The organism is Agrobacterium sp. V1, from assembly GCF_030518355.1.
GTDB lineage: Bacteria > Pseudomonadota > Alphaproteobacteria > Rhizobiales > Rhizobiaceae > Agrobacterium > Agrobacterium cucumeris.
Window position 1 is genome coordinate 2,739,218 of sequence record NZ_JAULSF010000001.1, and the last position, 15,466, is coordinate 2,754,683.

Annotated in this window: 15 protein-coding genes and 1 tRNA gene; 11 read left to right on the forward strand and 5 right to left on the reverse strand. The window is 58.3% G+C overall.

Translation table 11 applies throughout. The features are described from left to right. Positions 1 to 71 precede the first annotated feature (71 nt). The 9 genes from QSV77_RS13125 (at position 72) to QSV77_RS13165 (ending at position 8,683) form a co-directional block, all read left to right on the forward strand. Positions 72 to 791 (forward strand): DUF1868 domain-containing protein, encoded by a 720-nt coding sequence (locus QSV77_RS13125; protein WP_302733747.1) that lies wholly within the window; start codon positions 72 to 74, stop codon positions 789 to 791. Between the two features lie 192 nt (positions 792 to 983). Continuing rightward, entirely contained in the window at positions 984 to 1,169 is a 186-nt protein-coding gene (gene rpmF, locus QSV77_RS13130; RefSeq protein WP_003507205.1) for a 50S ribosomal protein L32, read from the forward strand. Between the two features lie 160 nt (positions 1,170 to 1,329). After that, entirely contained in the window at positions 1,330 to 3,156 is a 1,827-nt protein-coding gene (locus QSV77_RS13135; protein ID WP_302733749.1) for a sensor histidine kinase, read from the forward strand. Continuing rightward, positions 3,153 to 4,499: a sigma-54 dependent transcriptional regulator gene (locus tag QSV77_RS13140; RefSeq protein WP_142840751.1), complete on the forward strand. Its 1,347-nt coding sequence runs from the start codon at positions 3,153 to 3,155 to the stop codon at positions 4,497 to 4,499. The genes QSV77_RS13135 and QSV77_RS13140 overlap by 4 nt, the downstream gene beginning before the upstream one ends. Before the next feature lie 197 nt (positions 4,500 to 4,696). Further along, positions 4,697 to 5,680 (forward strand): tripartite tricarboxylate transporter substrate-binding protein, encoded by a 984-nt coding sequence (locus tag QSV77_RS13145; protein WP_142840752.1) that lies wholly within the window; start codon positions 4,697 to 4,699, stop codon positions 5,678 to 5,680. Between the two features lie 100 nt (positions 5,681 to 5,780). Continuing rightward, complete coding sequence (locus tag QSV77_RS13150) at positions 5,781 to 6,242, forward strand: tripartite tricarboxylate transporter TctB family protein (RefSeq protein ID WP_046799131.1); 462 nt, start codon at positions 5,781 to 5,783, stop codon at positions 6,240 to 6,242. Between the two features lie 9 nt (positions 6,243 to 6,251). Next, the gene (locus QSV77_RS13155; protein WP_142840753.1) at positions 6,252 to 7,757 is read left to right on the forward strand and encodes a tripartite tricarboxylate transporter permease; all 1,506 of its coding nucleotides are present in this window, start codon (positions 6,252 to 6,254) and stop codon (positions 7,755 to 7,757) included. A gap of 148 nt (positions 7,758 to 7,905) precedes the next feature. Beyond that, positions 7,906 to 8,118 carry a SlyX family protein gene (locus tag QSV77_RS13160; protein ID WP_013635242.1) on the forward strand — a complete coding sequence of 71 codons (213 nt, stop codon included), beginning with the start codon at positions 7,906 to 7,908 and terminating at the stop codon, positions 8,116 to 8,118. 13 nt (positions 8,119 to 8,131) lie between these two features. Next, positions 8,132 to 8,683 carry a DUF924 family protein gene (locus tag QSV77_RS13165; protein ID WP_302733751.1) on the forward strand — a complete coding sequence of 184 codons (552 nt, stop codon included), beginning with the start codon at positions 8,132 to 8,134 and terminating at the stop codon, positions 8,681 to 8,683. A gap of 70 nt (positions 8,684 to 8,753) precedes the next feature. On the opposite strand, the gene dnaJ is transcribed toward QSV77_RS13165, so the two are convergent. From dnaJ to QSV77_RS13190, 5 genes are all read right to left on the reverse strand, one after another. Next, complete coding sequence (gene dnaJ, locus QSV77_RS13170; RefSeq protein ID WP_035219642.1) at positions 8,754 to 9,887, reverse strand: molecular chaperone DnaJ; 1,134 nt, start codon at positions 9,885 to 9,887, stop codon at positions 8,754 to 8,756. A 90-nt stretch (positions 9,888 to 9,977) separates the two neighbouring features. After that, a complete protein-coding gene (gene dnaK / locus QSV77_RS13175; protein WP_142840755.1) occupies positions 9,978 to 11,879 on the reverse strand; it encodes a molecular chaperone DnaK in 1,902 nt (633 codons plus the stop codon). 321 nt (positions 11,880 to 12,200) lie between these two features. Further along, the gene (locus QSV77_RS13180) at positions 12,201 to 13,118 is read right to left on the reverse strand and encodes an alpha/beta fold hydrolase (RefSeq protein WP_302733752.1); all 918 of its coding nucleotides are present in this window, start codon (positions 13,116 to 13,118) and stop codon (positions 12,201 to 12,203) included. A 76-nt stretch (positions 13,119 to 13,194) separates the two neighbouring features. Next, positions 13,195 to 13,836: a DUF2239 family protein gene (locus QSV77_RS13185; protein WP_302733753.1), complete on the reverse strand. Its 642-nt coding sequence runs from the start codon at positions 13,834 to 13,836 to the stop codon at positions 13,195 to 13,197. 234 nt (positions 13,837 to 14,070) lie between these two features. After that, positions 14,071 to 14,160 (reverse strand) — tRNA-Ser (locus QSV77_RS13190). Between the two features lie 220 nt (positions 14,161 to 14,380). Here QSV77_RS13190 and QSV77_RS13195 point away from each other — a divergent pair. Together QSV77_RS13195 and msrA are read left to right on the forward strand one after the other, a co-directional pair. Further along, the gene (locus QSV77_RS13195) at positions 14,381 to 14,698 is read left to right on the forward strand and encodes a hypothetical protein (RefSeq protein ID WP_142841240.1); all 318 of its coding nucleotides are present in this window, start codon (positions 14,381 to 14,383) and stop codon (positions 14,696 to 14,698) included. Between the two features lie 76 nt (positions 14,699 to 14,774). Beyond that, positions 14,775 to 15,425, forward strand: a complete 651-nt coding sequence (gene msrA / locus QSV77_RS13200; RefSeq protein WP_046799424.1) for a peptide-methionine (S)-S-oxide reductase MsrA — start codon at positions 14,775 to 14,777, stop codon at positions 15,423 to 15,425. Positions 15,426 to 15,466 lie beyond the last annotated feature (41 nt).

The window sequence follows — 15,466 nt, forward strand, 5'->3', positions numbered from 1 at the left end:
ATCTGATCGGCCAATGTCATTGGTTTGTTGCGTGCGCAGACTAGGGGAAGCCTCTCACAAGGAGTTCCCCGATGCACGCCCCGCTCGTCTCGAAAGATCTGGAATATTTCTCCGCCAACAGCCACGATATGCCACCGCGCCATCTTGGCAGCCGTTATAATTTGGACGGCGAATTTCTGCCCGAGCCGGGCAACACGGTGGTTTGCCATCTCGTCGAAGGATCGCAGGGCGAAAGCGCGATCATCAGGACGCGCCAGCGCTTCCTGGATATGCCCGAGGCATCGCAGCTTGCCTTCACGCCGGTTTCCAGCCTGCATATGACGGTGTTTCAGGGCATCATCGAATTCCGGCGCGCTCTGCCCTATTGGCCGGAGAACATGCCGCTCGATACGCCGATTGACACAATGACGGACTATTATCGCGACCGTCTTTCGGCCTTTCCAACCCTTCCGGTTTTCAGGATGCAGGTGACTGGTCTCAAGCCCACAGGACTGGTGATGCAGGGTGTGACCGCGCAAGACGACCGGATCGTTGCGTTGTGGCGCGATGCGTTTGCCGAAGCTTTCGGTTACCGGCATCCCAACCATGAAAGTTATGAGTTCCATATTACGCTGTCTTACATCACGCGCTGGTTCGATCCGGAATGCCTGTCGCGCTGGCAGGTAATGCTCGATGAAGAATTGGAAGAACTGCGCGCGGCAGCGCCGGTCATCGAGATGCGTCCACCGGCTTTCTGTGAATTCAAGGATATGAACCACTTCAAGGAGCTTGTCGTTTTTGATAAGAGGTGAGGCATGATTTGCTACGCCTGACGGCGGCCCGTTGCACCAATTCCGCTGAATCGGAAAAAATGCGCGTCAGGGCTGGTCAAAGCCCGTTTGGGCATGTATAAGCGCGCCAAATTTCCGATATCGAGACACCCGACATTCGGCCTTTGGTTCTGGCCGGTTCCGTTGTTTCGCCGCTAAAGTGGAGTAACAAAAATGGCTGTACCAAAAAGAAAAACAAGCCCGTCCAAGCGCGGCATGCGCCGCTCGGCTGACGGTCTCAAGTCTGCAACCTACGTTGAAGACAAGAACTCCGGCGAACTGCGCCGCCCGCACCATATCGATCTGAAGACCGGTATGTATCGTGGCCGTCAAGTTCTGACGCCGAAGGAAAGCGCATAAGCTTTTCTGAAATCTTATTTGCAAAAAACCGGCCCTCGTGGCCGGTTTTTTGTTTTCTGAAGGTGGCGTCAGTCAAAGGTGGGTCACTTGGAAAATAAGATAACACCTCTTACACTCCCTGTGGGAGTTAGCGGGAGCCTGATGTGGGAGAGGAGCTTCGGTGAAATATCGCTGGATTTTGCTGATATTTCTCAGCCTCGGCCTGGGTTATGGCGCCGTGACAAGGGGTGGCGGCATCATTGCGGAAAGCTATTTCGGAGAAGTCTCCGATCAGGGCCGCACTACTCTGCGGCTGGCCGTCTCGGCCCTCGGCGGGCTTTTGAGCCGTTACGAGCCACTGCCGGCCCTGATTGCCGACCACGACGACATTGAGGAACTGGTCGCGCATCCGAAAGATGAGGCGCTGCGCCAGCGTGCCAATGTCTATCTCAAATCCATCAACACCCTGCTGGAATCCTCCGATATCTACATCATCACGCTGGACGGCGAGACCGTCGCGGCCAGCAATTATGATGGACCGACCAGCTTCGTTGGCGAGAATTTCAGCTATCGCCCCTATTTTCAGGATGCTGCCAAGGGCTTCCAGTCACGATTCTTCGCGCTTGGCACGACCTCCTTCAAGCGCGGTTATTATTTTTCCGCTCCCATTCTCTTTAATGAGGAGATCAAGGGCGTCATCGTCTTCAAGGTCGATATCGAAGGCATAGAGGCCTCCTTCGGTGATGGCGAAAACCGTATTCTCGTCTCCGATCCGGAAGGCATCATTTTCATGACCGGAACGCCGCAATGGCTCTATTCCGGCTTGATGCCGCTGACACCCGAAAGGTTGGCGCGCACGGAGGCCTCCCGTCGATACGCAAATGCTACGCTGAAGGAGCTGCCGCTGAAAAACGGCAATTTCGGCTCCCATCAACTGATGACGATTACCCAGAATGACGGGGAGAGGGAATATATGGTCCTTTCCCAGCCGATGCCGGATGCCGGCTGGACCGTCAGCGTGCTGATGGATACGGGTTCAGTCAGAACACAGGTCAAGACGGCGATGATCGCCATCATCCTGTGCCTGTGCCTTGCCGCCGCCCTCATTGCCGCGATCCTGCAGAGGCGGCGGCGTCTGCGTGAGCGCCTGACGCATCAGGCCGAGGCGCAGGCGGAGCTGGAGCGCCGGGTAGAGGAACGCACCGCCGATCTCGCCCGGGTCAACCAGGAGATCAAGCACGAGATCGCCGAACGCCGTCAGACCGAGAAGCAATTGCGCAAGATGCAGAATGATCTGGTACAGGCGGGTAAGCTTGCCGCACTCGGTCAGATGTCGGCGGCTCTGTCGCACGAGTTTAACCAGCCGCTTGCTGCCGCCAAGAACTATGCGGAAAACGCCTCTCTCCTGGTGGAGCGCGGGCGTCTGGACGACGTGACGGAAAACCTCAGACGCATTTCGGGCCTCATCGATCGTATGGCGTCCATCAGCAAACACTTGAGGAATTTCGCCCGCAAGCCCAACGAAAAAATGGCGGCGGTCGGTCTGGAGGCCGTGCTTCGCGATACACTGGAAATCGTCGGTGCGCGATTGAAGGCTGCCAATGCGGTGCTGGATGTTGATCTTGGCCCGGTGCCGCTTGCGGTGAAGGCCGGCTCAGTGCGGCTGCAGCAGGTGCTCGTCAACATCATTTCCAATGCTGCCGATGCCGTGGAAGGGTGCGAGGATCGCCGCATTTCCCTGCAGGCTGTGCAGCATGACCAGACAGTGTCGATTTTCATTCGCGATCGCGGCCCCGGCGTGCCGCCGGCGATTTCTGAACGCATCTTCGATCCCTTCTTCACCACCAAGGGTGTAGGACGCGGTCTCGGCCTTGGCCTCTCCATCTCCTACAACATCATCAAGGATTTCGGCGGCCAGTTGCGTGTGCGAAACCATGCCGATGGCGGCGCAGAGTTCGAGATCGAATTACCGGCCGCCGTCTATCGTATGGAGGTGGCCGCCGAATGACCATGTCGCGGGTTCTGTTGATCGATGACGAGGAGGAGCTGCGTTTCTCCACCGCACAGGCGCTGGAGCTTTCCGGTTTCGCCGTCACCATGCTGGCGAGCGCCGAACATGCGCTCGAACTCATCGGTTACAGCTTCGACGGCGTCGTGGTCAGCGATATCCGCATGCCGGGCATGGATGGCATGACGCTTTTACAGAAGGTGCGGGAGCTTGACCCGGAAATACCTGTCATCCTCATGACCGGACACGGCGATGTGCAGCTGGCGGTCAATGCCATGCGCAATGGCGCCTATGACTTCATCGAAAAGCCGTTCACGCCGCAATATCTCGCCGGCATCATCAAGAGAGCCAATGACCGGCGGGCGCTGGTGCTGGAAAACCGCCGCCTGAAGGCGGTGGCCGGCAAACATGACGATCTCGAAACACGTTTGCCGGGCCGAACCCAGGTCATGGTCGATCTGCGGTATCGCATCCGTGCCATCGGCGCGACGGACGCCGATACGCTGATCGTCGGCGATACCGGTGCGGGCAAGGAGGTGGTGGCGCGGGCGCTGCATGATATCAGCGCCAGAGCCAACCGGCCCTTCGTCGCGATCAATTGCGCTGCCCTCCCGCAGACGCTGATCGAAAGCGAACTCTTCGGCCATGAGGCCGGCGCTTTTCCGGGTGCGCTGCGCCCGCGTTACGGCAAGTTCGAGCACGCCCGTGGCGGCACCATCCTGCTGGATGAAATCGGCTCCATGCCGTTCGAATTGCAGGGCCGGTTCCTGCGTGTCTTGCAGGAGCGGGTGATTACCCGCCTCGGCTCCAATGAAATCGTCGAACTCGACGTCCGTTTCATTGCCACCAGCAAGGTCGATCTGGAACAGGAAGTCGCCGCGGGCCGGTTCCGCGCCGATCTTCTTTATCGCCTGAATGTCGCGACAATCCTCGTGCCCTCTTTGTCGCAACGCAGTGCCGACATACCGCTGCTCTTCCTGCATCTGGTGCGGGAGGCTGCCGCCCGTTACGGGCGGGAGGATGTGGACGTGCCGCAACAACTGCTTTCAGTCGTTTCCCTTCGCGAGTGGCCTGGCAACGTCCGTGAATTGCGCAATGCGGCGGACCGCTTCGTCCTTGGTCTGGAAAGTGATGCTTCCGAAGCCTCGCCGTCGTTTCAGGACGATGGTAGGGAAGGGCTTGCCACAAGGGTTGCAGCTTATGAAAAAAGCCTGATTGCACGCGCGATTGCCGTCCATGGCGGCAATCTGAAATCCGTCTATGAGAGCCTCGGCATTTCCCGCAAAACGCTTTACGAAAAAATGCAGAAATACGAGCTACACCGTCATATGACAGAGGTGTGATGGGTGGATTTCCACCCACGGATGAACCCCTATGGGTAGAAATCCACCCATTGCTGTTTGTGACGACGATAAAAGCGCATCTCTTGGCAAGACCGCCGTTGCTGAACGACAATCCCGGATCGCAAATAGCTCACCCCGGCCGCCATAGAGGAGTATGCGCGGCTGAAGTGGCGAAAATTTTCATCCGGGAGGAATCGATGAAAATACTGAAGACAGTCACCGGCCTTGCTGCCGCCGCTGCCGTTTCCCTTTTTGCGCTGTCCGCATCCGCTCAGAATTATCCCGAGCGTAACATCACCATGGTCGTGCCTTTTGCTGCCGGTGGCCCGACGGATACGGTAGCGCGCCTTGTTGCCGAATCCATGTCGAAGGATCTTGGCCAGCAGATCATCGTCGAAAATGTCGGCGGCGCGGGCGGCACGCTCGGCGCTGGCCGTGTGGCTTCGGCTGATCCGGACGGTTACACGGTTCTCTTGCACCATATCGGCATGGCAACCAGCGCCACGCTCTATCGCAAGCTTGCCTATGACACGACAAACGCTTTCGAATATGTCGGTCTGGTCACCGAAGTGCCGATGACCATTCTGTCGCGCAAGAACCTCGAGACGAAGGACCTCAAGGGTCTGATCGACTACGCCAAGGCGAACAAGGACAAGGTCACCGTCGCCAATGCCGGCATCGGCGCCGCATCGCATCTGTGCGGCATGTTGTTCATGAGCGCCATTGAGACGCCGCTGGTCACCGTTCCCTACAAGGGCACAGGCCCGGCCATGACCGACCTGCTCGGCGGCCAGGTCGATATCATGTGCGACCAGACCACCAACACCACCAAGCAGATCCAGGGCGGAACCGTGAAGGCCTATGCCGTAACCACGGCCAAGCGGCTCGACGTGCTTCCGGATGTGCCGACGGTCGCTGAAGAAGGCTTGCCGAAACTCGAAGTCGGTATCTGGCACGGCATCTATACGCCCAAGGGCACGCCTGCCGAAATCAACGAAAAGCTCTCCAAGTCGCTGCAGGTCGCGCTGAAGGACAAGAATGTCGCTGCTCGTTTTGCCGAGCTCGGCACCACGCCTTCCCCTGAAAGCGATGCGACGCCTGCGGCACTCAAGGCCAAGCTTGAAAGCGAAATCGCTCGTTGGAAGCCGGTTATCGAGTCCGCCGGCCAATATGCCGATTGATGATCAGGAAGTGACCGGCGGCGTCTCGCCGCCGGTTTTCTGCCGTCATTTTTAACGCGCGGAACGGTGTATTGCCGGCCGCAGTGGAGGGGCAACTTTCATGAAGTCGTTTTTCATTGACCCTGCCGAAGCAGCCTGCGGGGCCATATTCATCGGTTTTGGCGCTTTTTTCGCCTTGCAATCCTTCGGGCTGGAAATCGGAACCGCCTTCCGCATGGGGCCGGGTTATTTCCCGCTTGTTCTGGCAATCGTGCTGATCCTGCTCGGCAGCGTCATATTCTTCCGCGCCACCCGCGTGCAGGGTGATGTCATCGGCGCCATCGCCTGGCGGGGGATTTTTTTCATCCTGCCCGCGCCGATCTTTTTCGGCTTCACGGTTCGCGGATTGGGTTTCGTGCCAGCACTGTTTTTCAGCGCGCTTATCGCAGCCTTCGCCTCGCACAAGATGAGCCCGCTGATGGCCGTCGTTATTTCCGCCGCCATCACGGTCTTCTCCGTTGCTGTGTTCAATTATGGTCTCGGCCTGCCATTCCAGCGCTTCGGCCCCTGGCTTAAATTTTGAGGCGCCCCGATGGATTTGCTCAATAATCTCGCTCTCGGTTTCGTCACCGCTTCGTCGCTGGCAAACCTGTTTTTCTGCCTGATCGGCGTATTGCTCGGCACCCTCATCGGCGTGTTGCCGGGCATCGGCGCAACGGCGACCATCGCCATGCTGCTGCCAATCACCTTTCAGCTTGAGCCCGTCTCCTCACTGATCATGCTCGCCGGCATTTATTACGGCGCGCAATATGGCGGTTCAACCACGGCCATTCTCATCAATATGCCGGGGGAGTCTTCCTCCGCCGTGACCGCCATTGATGGTTACCAGATGGCACGCAAGGGCAAGGCGGGTGCTGCACTTGCAATCGCCGCCATCGGCTCGTTTTTCGCGGGTACGGTTTCCACCTTCCTCGTGGCAATCTTCGCTCCGCCTCTGACGGCCATCGCGCTGGAATTCGGTGCCGCTGAATATTTCTCGCTGATGGTCGTCGGCCTTGTCTCGTCCATCGCACTTGCCCATGGCTCCATCGTCAAGGCGCTGGCCATGGTCGTGCTCGGTCTGTTGCTTGGTCTGGTTGGTACGGATATCTATAGCGGTACGCCGCGCTTCACCCTCGGCATCCGCGAATATGCCGATGGCCTGAACTTCGTTGCAGTCGCCGTGGGCGTCTTCGGTATTGCGGAAATCCTGCGCAATCTCGAGAATGAACGCACCCGGTCGGTGCTGATCGCCAAGGTCAGTAGCCTGATGCCGTCGAAGGAAGATTTCAAGGCCATGATCGGCCCGGTGCTGCGCGGCACGGTTATCGGCTCGGCTCTCGGCATCCTGCCGGGCGGCGGGGCAATTCTTGCGGCCTTTGCCTCCTATACGGTGGAAAAACGCGTCTCCAAGAACCCGGAAGAATTCGGGCATGGCGCGGTTGCCGGTGTTGCCGGTCCGGAATCGGCCAATAATGCCGGCGCGCAGACTTCCTTCATCCCGCTGCTGACGCTTGGCATTCCAGCCAACCCGGTCATGGCGTTGATGATTGGTGCGATGATCATTCAGGGCATCGTGCCGGGTCCGAACGTTGCAACCGAACAGCCAGCGCTGTTCTGGGGCATCATCGCCTCCATGTGGATCGGCAACCTGATGCTCGTCATCCTCAACCTGCCGCTGATCGGGCTGTGGGTGAAGCTCCTGACGGTACCTTATTACGTGCTGTTCCCCATCATCATGGCCTTCTGCGCCATCGGGGTCTACAGCGTCAATTCCAACGTCTTCGATCTCTATGCCGTCGCCTTCTTCGGTTTCATCGGTTACGTGCTGGTAAAACTGCGCTGCGAGCCCGCCCCACTGCTTTTGGGCTTCGTGCTCGGGCCGCTGCTGGAGGAAAACCTGCGTCGCGCCATGATCCTGTCGCGTGGCGATCCGACGACCTTCGTCACCCGCCCGATCAGCGCCACCCTGCTTTTCATCGCTCTGGCCGTCCTGATCATCGTCTTCCTGCCCAGCGTGAAGAAGAAACGCGAAGAGGTTTTCGTGGAAGAAGACTGAGCAATATCAAACCCTGAGACGCCGGCGATGGAAGCATCGCCGGCTTTTTTGTGTCTGGATCGGTTGTGACGAATTCGCTTCACGAAAGCGACATATGGTTGACTCCCGCGCTTTTAAGCCCAAGGAAGGGCGGGAAAGAGAGGTCGATATGACGTCGGAAACCGAAAAACGGATCATTGCGCTCGAGGAAACGATCGCGCATCAGGCAAAGACCATCGAGGAACTGTCCGACCAGCTGACGGAACAGTGGAAGGTGGTGGAGCAGACCCGCGCCAAGCTCGACCGCTTGACGGAACGGTTCCTGAGCCTTGAGGAGCAATCGCTGGACGCGCCAGCCATCACCCGGCCACCGCATTACTGACAGGGAGCACCCGATGAAAGACGACACAGCCGCACTTGCCGCCGAAATCACCAATTTCTGGAAAAAGGCCGGGCCGGACAAATGGTTCGACAAGGATGCCGCCTTCGACAATCACTTTCACGACCGCTTCCGCGATGCCCATTTCGCTGCTGCACGGCGTGAACTGGATGGCTGGCTGGCCGGTGCGGAAAGCAGTCTTGCCCTGATGCTTCTTCTCGACCAGTTCCCGCGCAACTGCTTTCGTGGCACCGCCCATATGTACGCCACCGATCCGCTGGCACGTCTGTTTGCCGATGAGGCCATACGCCGTGGTCACGATCAGGCAGTGAGCGAGGATCTGCGCGTTTTCTTCTATCTGCCCTTTTCCCATGCCGAGGATATTGCGGCCCAGCAGCGCGCCTGTGACTTGAACCAGCCGCTTGGCGGGCTTTATCTGCACCATGCCGAAGAACATCGCGATATCGTCGAGCGTTTCGGTCGCTTTCCGCATCGCAACGACATATTGCTGCGGGAAACGACGCCGGAGGAACGGCAATATCTTGATGAAGGTGGCTTTTCCGGCTGAGCCAGAAATGAAAACGCCGCCAGTCCCGAAGGATGGCGGCGTTATTATTAATGAACGTAGCCGTCGACAATCAGCCGTCGAAGAATTCTTTCATCCGGGCAAAGAAGCCGGTCGATTCCGGATTGTTCTCCTTGGAGGAGAGCTGTTCGAATTCCTGCAACAGCTCGCGCTGACGCTTGCTGAGCTTCTGCGGCGTCTCGATCTGAATCTGGATGTAGAGATCACCGGTCTGCGCCGAACGCAGCACCGGCATGCCCTTGCCCTTCAGACGGAACTGCTTGCCCGGTTGGGTGCCTTCCGGAACCGTGACGCGCGATTTGGTGCCGTCGAGCGTCGTGACATCGAAGGTGCCGCCAAGCGCTGCCGTCGTCATCGAAATCGGCACGGTGCAATAAAGGTCGGCACCGTCGCGCTGGAAGAACTCATGCGGTCGCACGGACAGGAAGATATAAAGATCACCCGCCGGGCCGCCACGCATGCCGGCTTCGCCTTCGCCCTGTAGACGAATGCGCGTGCCGTCCTCGATGCCCGAGGGAATGTTGACCGAGAGCGAACGCTCTTCCGTTACACGACCCTGACCGTGGCACTTGCCGCACGGATCGGAAATCGTCTGGCCGCGACCATGGCAGGTCGGGCAGGTGCGCTCCACCGAGAAGAAGCCCTGTGCCGCGCGCACGCGTCCGGAACCCTGACAGGTGGCGCAGGTCTTGGGCTGCGTGCCGGGTTTGGCGCCAGAGCCGGAACAGACGTCGCAGGTAATCGAGGTCGGAACCCTGATCTGCGCCGTCTTTCCGGCGAAGGCTTCCTCCAGCGTGATTTCCATATTGTAGCGAAGATCGGCCCCGCGCTCGCGCCCGCCGGAAGAGCGGCGCGCACGACCACCACCCATCATCTCACCGAAAATGTCTTCGAAGATGTCGGAGAAGCCGCCATTGGCGAAACCGCCACCGCCCATGCCACCACCACCCATGCCGCCATTTTCAAACGCGGCGTGGCCGAAACGGTCATAGGCCGCGCGCTTCTGCGGGTCCTTCAGCGTTTCGTATGCTTCGTTGATTTCCTTGAATTTCTGCTCGGATTCGGCGTTATCCGGGTTCTTGTCCGGATGGTATTTCATCGCGAGTTTGCGGAAGGCGCTTTTCAGCTCTTTTTCGTCCGCGGTCTTGCTGACGCCGAGTGTTTCGTAAAAGTCTGCTTTCGCCATTAAGTTAACAAGCCCCGCAAATGGATTTCCGGCTGCACGTCGGCAGCCGGATGTCTTGCATATGGTGTGAGGAGTAGGGAAGTCACGCGATTATGCGGACTTCTTGTCATCCTTGATTTCTTCATAGTCGGCATCGACGACGTCATCCTTGCCGCCTTCAGAAGCATCGCCGGCCTCGGCCTGCTGTGCTTCATAGATGGCCTGACCGAGCTTCATGGAAACTTCCATGAGGGTCTGGGTCTTCGCCTGAATGTCGTCGGCGTCAGGCTCGGAAGCTTCAACCGCCGTCTTCAGGCTGGCAATGGCATCTTCGATCGCCTTGCGGTCGGTCTCGGAAACCTTGTCGCCATATTCCTTCACCGACTTTTCGGTGGAGTGAATAAGGCTTTCTGCCTGGTTCTTGGCTTCGACACCCGCACGACGCTTCTTGTCGGCTTCGGCATTGGCCTCGGCGTCCTTGACCATCTTTTCGATGTCGGCATCGGACAGACCACCGGAGGCCTGGATGCGGATCTGCTGTTCCTTGCCGGTGCCCTTGTCCTTGGCGGATACCTGCACGATGCCGTTGGCGTCGATATCGAAGGTAACTTCGATCTGCGGAACGCCACGCGGCGACGGCGGCAGACCAACGAGGTCGAACTGGCCGAGCAGCTTGTTGTCCTGCGCCATTTCACGCTCGCCCTGCGAAACGCGGATGGTCACGGCCGACTGGTTGTCTTCGGCGGTCGAGAAGGTCTGGCTCTTCTTCGTCGGGATCGTCGTGTTGCGATCGATCAGACGGGTGAAGACGCCACCCAGCGTTTCGATGCCGAGCGACAGCGGGGTCACGTCGAGCAGCAGAACATCCTTGACGTCACCCTGCAGAACGCCGGCCTGAATGGCGGCGCCCATGGCAACCACTTCATCCGGGTTCACGCCCTTGTGCGGCTCCTTGCCGAACAGCTGCTTGACGACTTCCTGAACCTTCGGCATGCGGCTCATGCCACCAACGAGAACGACTTCGTCGATCTCGGCAGCGGTAACGCCGGCATCCTTCAGCGCCGCCTTGCAAGGTGCGACGGTGCGCTGCACCAGATCGTCAACCAGGCTTTCGAACTTGGCGCGGGTGAGCTTCAGCGTCAGATGCTTCGGACCGGAAGCGTCAGCCGTGATGAAGGGCAGGTTGATTTCGGTCTGCTGCGAAGACGAAAGTTCGATCTTTGCCTTTTCGGCAGCTTCCTTGAGGCGCTGCAGAGCGAGCTTGTCGTTCTTCAGGTCGATGCCCTGATCCTTCTTGAATTCGCCGGCCAGATATTCGACCAGACGCATGTCGAAGTCTTCACCACCGAGGAAGGTATCGCCGTTGGTCGACTTCACTTCGAAGACGCCGTCGCCGATTTCCAGAACGGAAATATCGAAGGTACCGCCGCCAAGGTCATAAACGGCGATCGTCTTGCCGTCCTTCTTGTCGAGGCCGTAAGCGAGTGCAGCTGCAGTCGGCTCGTTGATGATACGCAGAACATCAAGACCGGCGATGCGGCCGGCATCCTTGGTTGCCTGGCGCTGCGCGTCGTTGAAGTAGGCCGGAACGGTGATGACGGCCTTCTCGACCTTTTCGCCGAGATAGGATTCAGCCGTTTCCTTCATCTTCTGAAGGATCATCGCGGAAATCTGCGAAGGGGAATAGTTCTTGTCCTGCGCCTTCACCCAGGCGTCACCATTGTCGCCATTGACGATCTCGAAGGGGACGAGGTGCTTGTCCTTTTCAACGGTCGGGTCTTCATAACGACGGCCGATGAGGCGCTTGACCGCAAACAGGGTGTTGGTCGGGTTGGTGACGGCCTGGCGCTTGGCCGGCTGGCCGACAAGGCGTTCGCCATCGTCGGAAAATGCCACCATGGACGGCGTGGTGCGTGCACCTTCCGCGTTTTCAATTACTTTCGTGTCCTTGCCGTCCATCACTGCGACGCAGGAATTGGTCGTGCCAAGGTCGATACCGATTACTTTTGCCATGCTCTTCTCTCCTTGAAGCGAGCTGCCGGAACCCCGTGAGGCATTCTTGTGGCAACTCCTTGACTTGGATTTGCAACATTCGCTGCAGTTCTGCGGCGTATATAAGGAGCGATTTTTCCTGCTGCAAGGCGCAAGAGAGGGGTAAGCGCAGCAAAAAGCGCAGGAAACCTCAGTCTGTGCGGAAGCATAGCCATCAACGCTTGCGGAAACGGGAAAACGCGACTTTGACGCTATGCTGTCCCACCGTCAGGTGTACTGGCGGACGGAGACGGGCGAAGTTCGATTTTGGCCGCTATTGCGCATGGCAGGGGCCATGGCGGGTTACGTGGGGTGTGGTGCTCCCGCGAAGTTTTTCCTTTTGGTCATGCTGCAAATGGCCTTGATAACCGTCTGCTCGAGTTCGCCTGGAAGGTCGTGCCCCATCCCTTCGATCGGCAGATAAATCGCATTTGGAATCGAAAGCGCCGTATCCTGACCGCAGGCTGACGGGATCAATGGATCGTCGGTTCCGTGAATGACGAGCGTCGGTGCTGTAATCGTCGCCAGACGCGAGCGTCGGTCTCCTGCCACCGCCATGCCTGCGATCTGCCGCGCCACGCCATCGGGATCATGGTTGCGACGCACCTCTTCCAGCAGGACGGTACGATGGGCATCTTCGTTGAACGGATACCCGATACCGGCAATCCGGCGGGCGAAAGCGAGGCGCGCAGCCAGAAACCCCTGCTGATCGATGGCGGGGTCAGGCGCGGGCGTCATCATCATTGCCATGACATCGGGTGCCGCCTGCGGCAGGGCGGGATTACCGGTGCTGGACATGATCGACGTTAAGGAAAGGACGCGGTCTGGATGATCACTCGCAAGGACCTGTGCGATCATTCCTCCCATCGAGCGTCCAACGACATGCGCCTTTGCGATACCGAGTGTGTCGAGGAGGCTGACGGCGTCGACTGCCATATCGCCAAGTGTATAGGGCACCTGGGGCCGACGTCCTGCCATCAATGCGGATGCAAGTGCGCCGAAATCCGGTGGGGGCGAACTGCTGAAGTGGGTGGAGCAACCGGTATCGCGATTGTCGAAGCGGATTACGCGATAACCCGCTGCGGCCAGATGCTCGCAAAAAGGTATCGTCCAGCGAATCATCTGCGTCCCCAGACCCGAAATCAGCAGGATCGCTTCATCGGTTACGTCACCGAAACTGTCCCAGGCGAGTTCGATGCCATTGGATCTTGCAATATTCACGGCTGCCCTCCAGCGGAAATCATTGGAGACAGGGCATGGGCTCTGCTCTGCTCGTGGGGTTCTGTTTCCCGGCGCGTCACGAATGCCGCCGGTCGTGCGACCTGAATGCGAGGCGCAGGGCATAGGCCCTGATATCTGCGGGCCATGATGTGGTCCGTTCTTCCAGCGCGGGGCGGTCGTCTGCAAAAAGTGCTCGTATCGCTTCCTCGTAGCCGGGGAGGTTTCCCGCGATCGCTTGCATGAACTGATACGCGGCCTCCTGTGCCGCCCGCTTTTCCTGATGCGGATGCCCAGCCTTTCTGGCCTCGTCCACCAGACGCCTTAATGCCGCTGAAGCGCCGCCGGGCTGGGCGGCAAGCCACTCCCACTGTCGCGGCAGCAGGGTCACTTCGCGGGCGACGACCCCCAGTTTCGGTCGTCCGCGGCTCTTCGGATTCTGTCCTTCCTCCGAAACCGTCGGGCCTGAGATTGTATCGGTCTCCGGTCGATCGCTTCCCGCTGTTGCCTTTGGCGGGTGGGATAGCCGTTCAACGATTTCCGTATCGGTGCCACGCAGATCGAGATCGACGACACGACCTGTGGCATCGTCGAATACGAGGATCGTTTTGTCCGTCTCGCCCAATCGGCGGATCGCGATGGCCACTTCGGCCAGGAGACCGCTGAGCAGTAATCTGTCGCTGGAAAAGGCTGTGTATGGCCTGCTGGGGGGATTCGACATGTCACACTCGCCACAAAGAATGTCGAAATTAATACCCGGGTAAAACAATTTCGTCAATTGCACCCGGGTAAAAAGGAAATATGATGCCAGGATTGGTCCGTCACGCGAGCGTTGTTGTGCGCGGTAACTCTGTAGTCTGCAAATCCATACGGTATGCGGGGAAGAAAAGGCGTATCGAAGGAGAAAGCGGCAATAGACGCTAAGTCGTGGGCTTATCTGACTGTTTGGGAAAAATGGCGGACAGGGTGGGATTCGAACCCACGGTACGCTTTCACGCACACACGCGTTCCAGGCGTGCGCCTTAAACCACTCGGCCACCTGTCCTTTTTTCAAATCTGCATGTTTTGAAGAATGCAAATCACTGGAACGGCGCGATATATACCGATGAATTCGCAGGGATCAACACGAATCTGACAGTTTTTTGAAATGTCGGCAATTTCCTGCATTTCGATGCGGTTGCAAACGGGTTTTACCGCCTTTATCGATGCGCTATATGTATCAAAGCATGTCCGTTGAAGAGATGGACCATAACCGAGGTGTCCCGATGAAAGCTTTTTTGCGTTTTTTGAGCTTTCTTCTCCTTCTGGCAGCGGTTTTTCTGGGTGTGCTTGATTCGATCCGCTCGGTTTCCACGTCCTCGGTCAATATTACCGGCATCCTTTCCGTCTGGAATTATCTTCTTCCTGCCTCGCGCACCATGGTGGAAGCCGCCGTGGGTCACTATATTCACCCTGAAGCGTGGCGCTTCATTGAAAACGCGCTGTCGGCGCTGCCCGCATTTGCTTTTTTCCTCGCCCTATCCCTGCTTTGCTGGATGGCCGGTTACAGGAAGCACAAGGCGATGAGGCGCCTGCCAGTCTGATTTTTCAGCCTGAATGACCTTGCGCCCGCAGTTGTGAACCATGAGAAGCGGCAATATTGGCCGCACGGAGGTCCCGATGTTCCTGTTCGATACGCTTTCAAAAAAGACGACGATGCCGACCGAAGAGACTGCCTTGCCGGGCCGTGAAGAGGCGCTTGTGGTGCCGGAGAACCATTTCGTCAATGGTCGGCCGTTGAAGGGGCCTTATCCAGACGGTTTGGAAATCATCTACCTCGGCATGGGTTGTTTCTGGGGCGCGGAACGATTGTTCTGGCAGACGCCGGGCGTTTGGGTGACGGCGGTTGGTTATGCCGGCGGCTTTACTGAGAATCCGACCTATCAGGAAACGACGACCGGTCAGACGGGCCATGCAGAAGTGGTGAAGGTCGTCTATGATCCGGCTGTGATCTCGTTGTCGGGCCTGCTCAGGATATTCTTCGAGGAGCATGATCCGACCCAGGGTATGCGGCAGGGCAACGATGTGGGTACGACCTATCGTTCGACCATATATGCCACGACCGAAGGCCAGCTGCAGCAGGCGCAAAAGGCGCGCGATACTTTTCAGCAGGCTCTGGAGGCGGCAGGCCATGGACGGGCGATCACCACCGAAATCGGCCCGCTTGAAACCTTTTATTACGCTGAGGACTATCATCAGCAATATCTTGCCAAGAACCCGGGTGGCTACTGCGGCTTGCGGGGAACCGGCGTAAGCTGCAATATCGACTAGATTTTTTGCAGGTCGCCACGGTGGAAAGACCAAAAAAGCGC

What these genes read in the sequence shown, in the direction of transcription:
- QSV77_RS13140 (WP_142840751.1), top strand. Translation starts at nt 3,153, where the DNA reads ATGACCATGTCGCGGGTTCTGTTGATCGATGACGAGGAGGAGCTGCGT.
- msrA (WP_046799424.1), top strand. Translation starts at nt 14,775, where the DNA reads ATGTTCCTGTTCGATACGCTTTCAAAAAAGACGACGATGCCGACCGAA.
- QSV77_RS13125 (WP_302733747.1), top strand. Translation starts at nt 72, where the DNA reads ATGCACGCCCCGCTCGTCTCGAAAGATCTGGAATATTTCTCCGCCAAC.
- QSV77_RS13160 (WP_013635242.1), top strand. Translation starts at nt 7,906, where the DNA reads ATGACGTCGGAAACCGAAAAACGGATCATTGCGCTCGAGGAAACGATC.
- QSV77_RS13145 (WP_142840752.1), top strand. Translation starts at nt 4,697, where the DNA reads ATGAAAATACTGAAGACAGTCACCGGCCTTGCTGCCGCCGCTGCCGTT.
- QSV77_RS13195 (WP_142841240.1), top strand. Translation starts at nt 14,381, where the DNA reads ATGAAAGCTTTTTTGCGTTTTTTGAGCTTTCTTCTCCTTCTGGCAGCG.
- QSV77_RS13165 (WP_302733751.1), top strand. Translation starts at nt 8,132, where the DNA reads ATGAAAGACGACACAGCCGCACTTGCCGCCGAAATCACCAATTTCTGG.
- dnaJ (WP_035219642.1), bottom strand. Translation starts at nt 9,887, where the DNA reads ATGGCGAAAGCAGACTTTTACGAAACACTCGGCGTCAGCAAGACCGCG.
- QSV77_RS13155 (WP_142840753.1), top strand. Translation starts at nt 6,252, where the DNA reads ATGGATTTGCTCAATAATCTCGCTCTCGGTTTCGTCACCGCTTCGTCG.
- dnaK (WP_142840755.1), bottom strand. Translation starts at nt 11,879, where the DNA reads ATGGCAAAAGTAATCGGTATCGACCTTGGCACGACCAATTCCTGCGTC.
- QSV77_RS13185 (WP_302733753.1), bottom strand. Translation starts at nt 13,836, where the DNA reads ATGTCGAATCCCCCCAGCAGGCCATACACAGCCTTTTCCAGCGACAGA.
- QSV77_RS13150 (WP_046799131.1), top strand. Translation starts at nt 5,781, where the DNA reads ATGAAGTCGTTTTTCATTGACCCTGCCGAAGCAGCCTGCGGGGCCATA.
- rpmF (WP_003507205.1), top strand. Translation starts at nt 984, where the DNA reads ATGGCTGTACCAAAAAGAAAAACAAGCCCGTCCAAGCGCGGCATGCGC.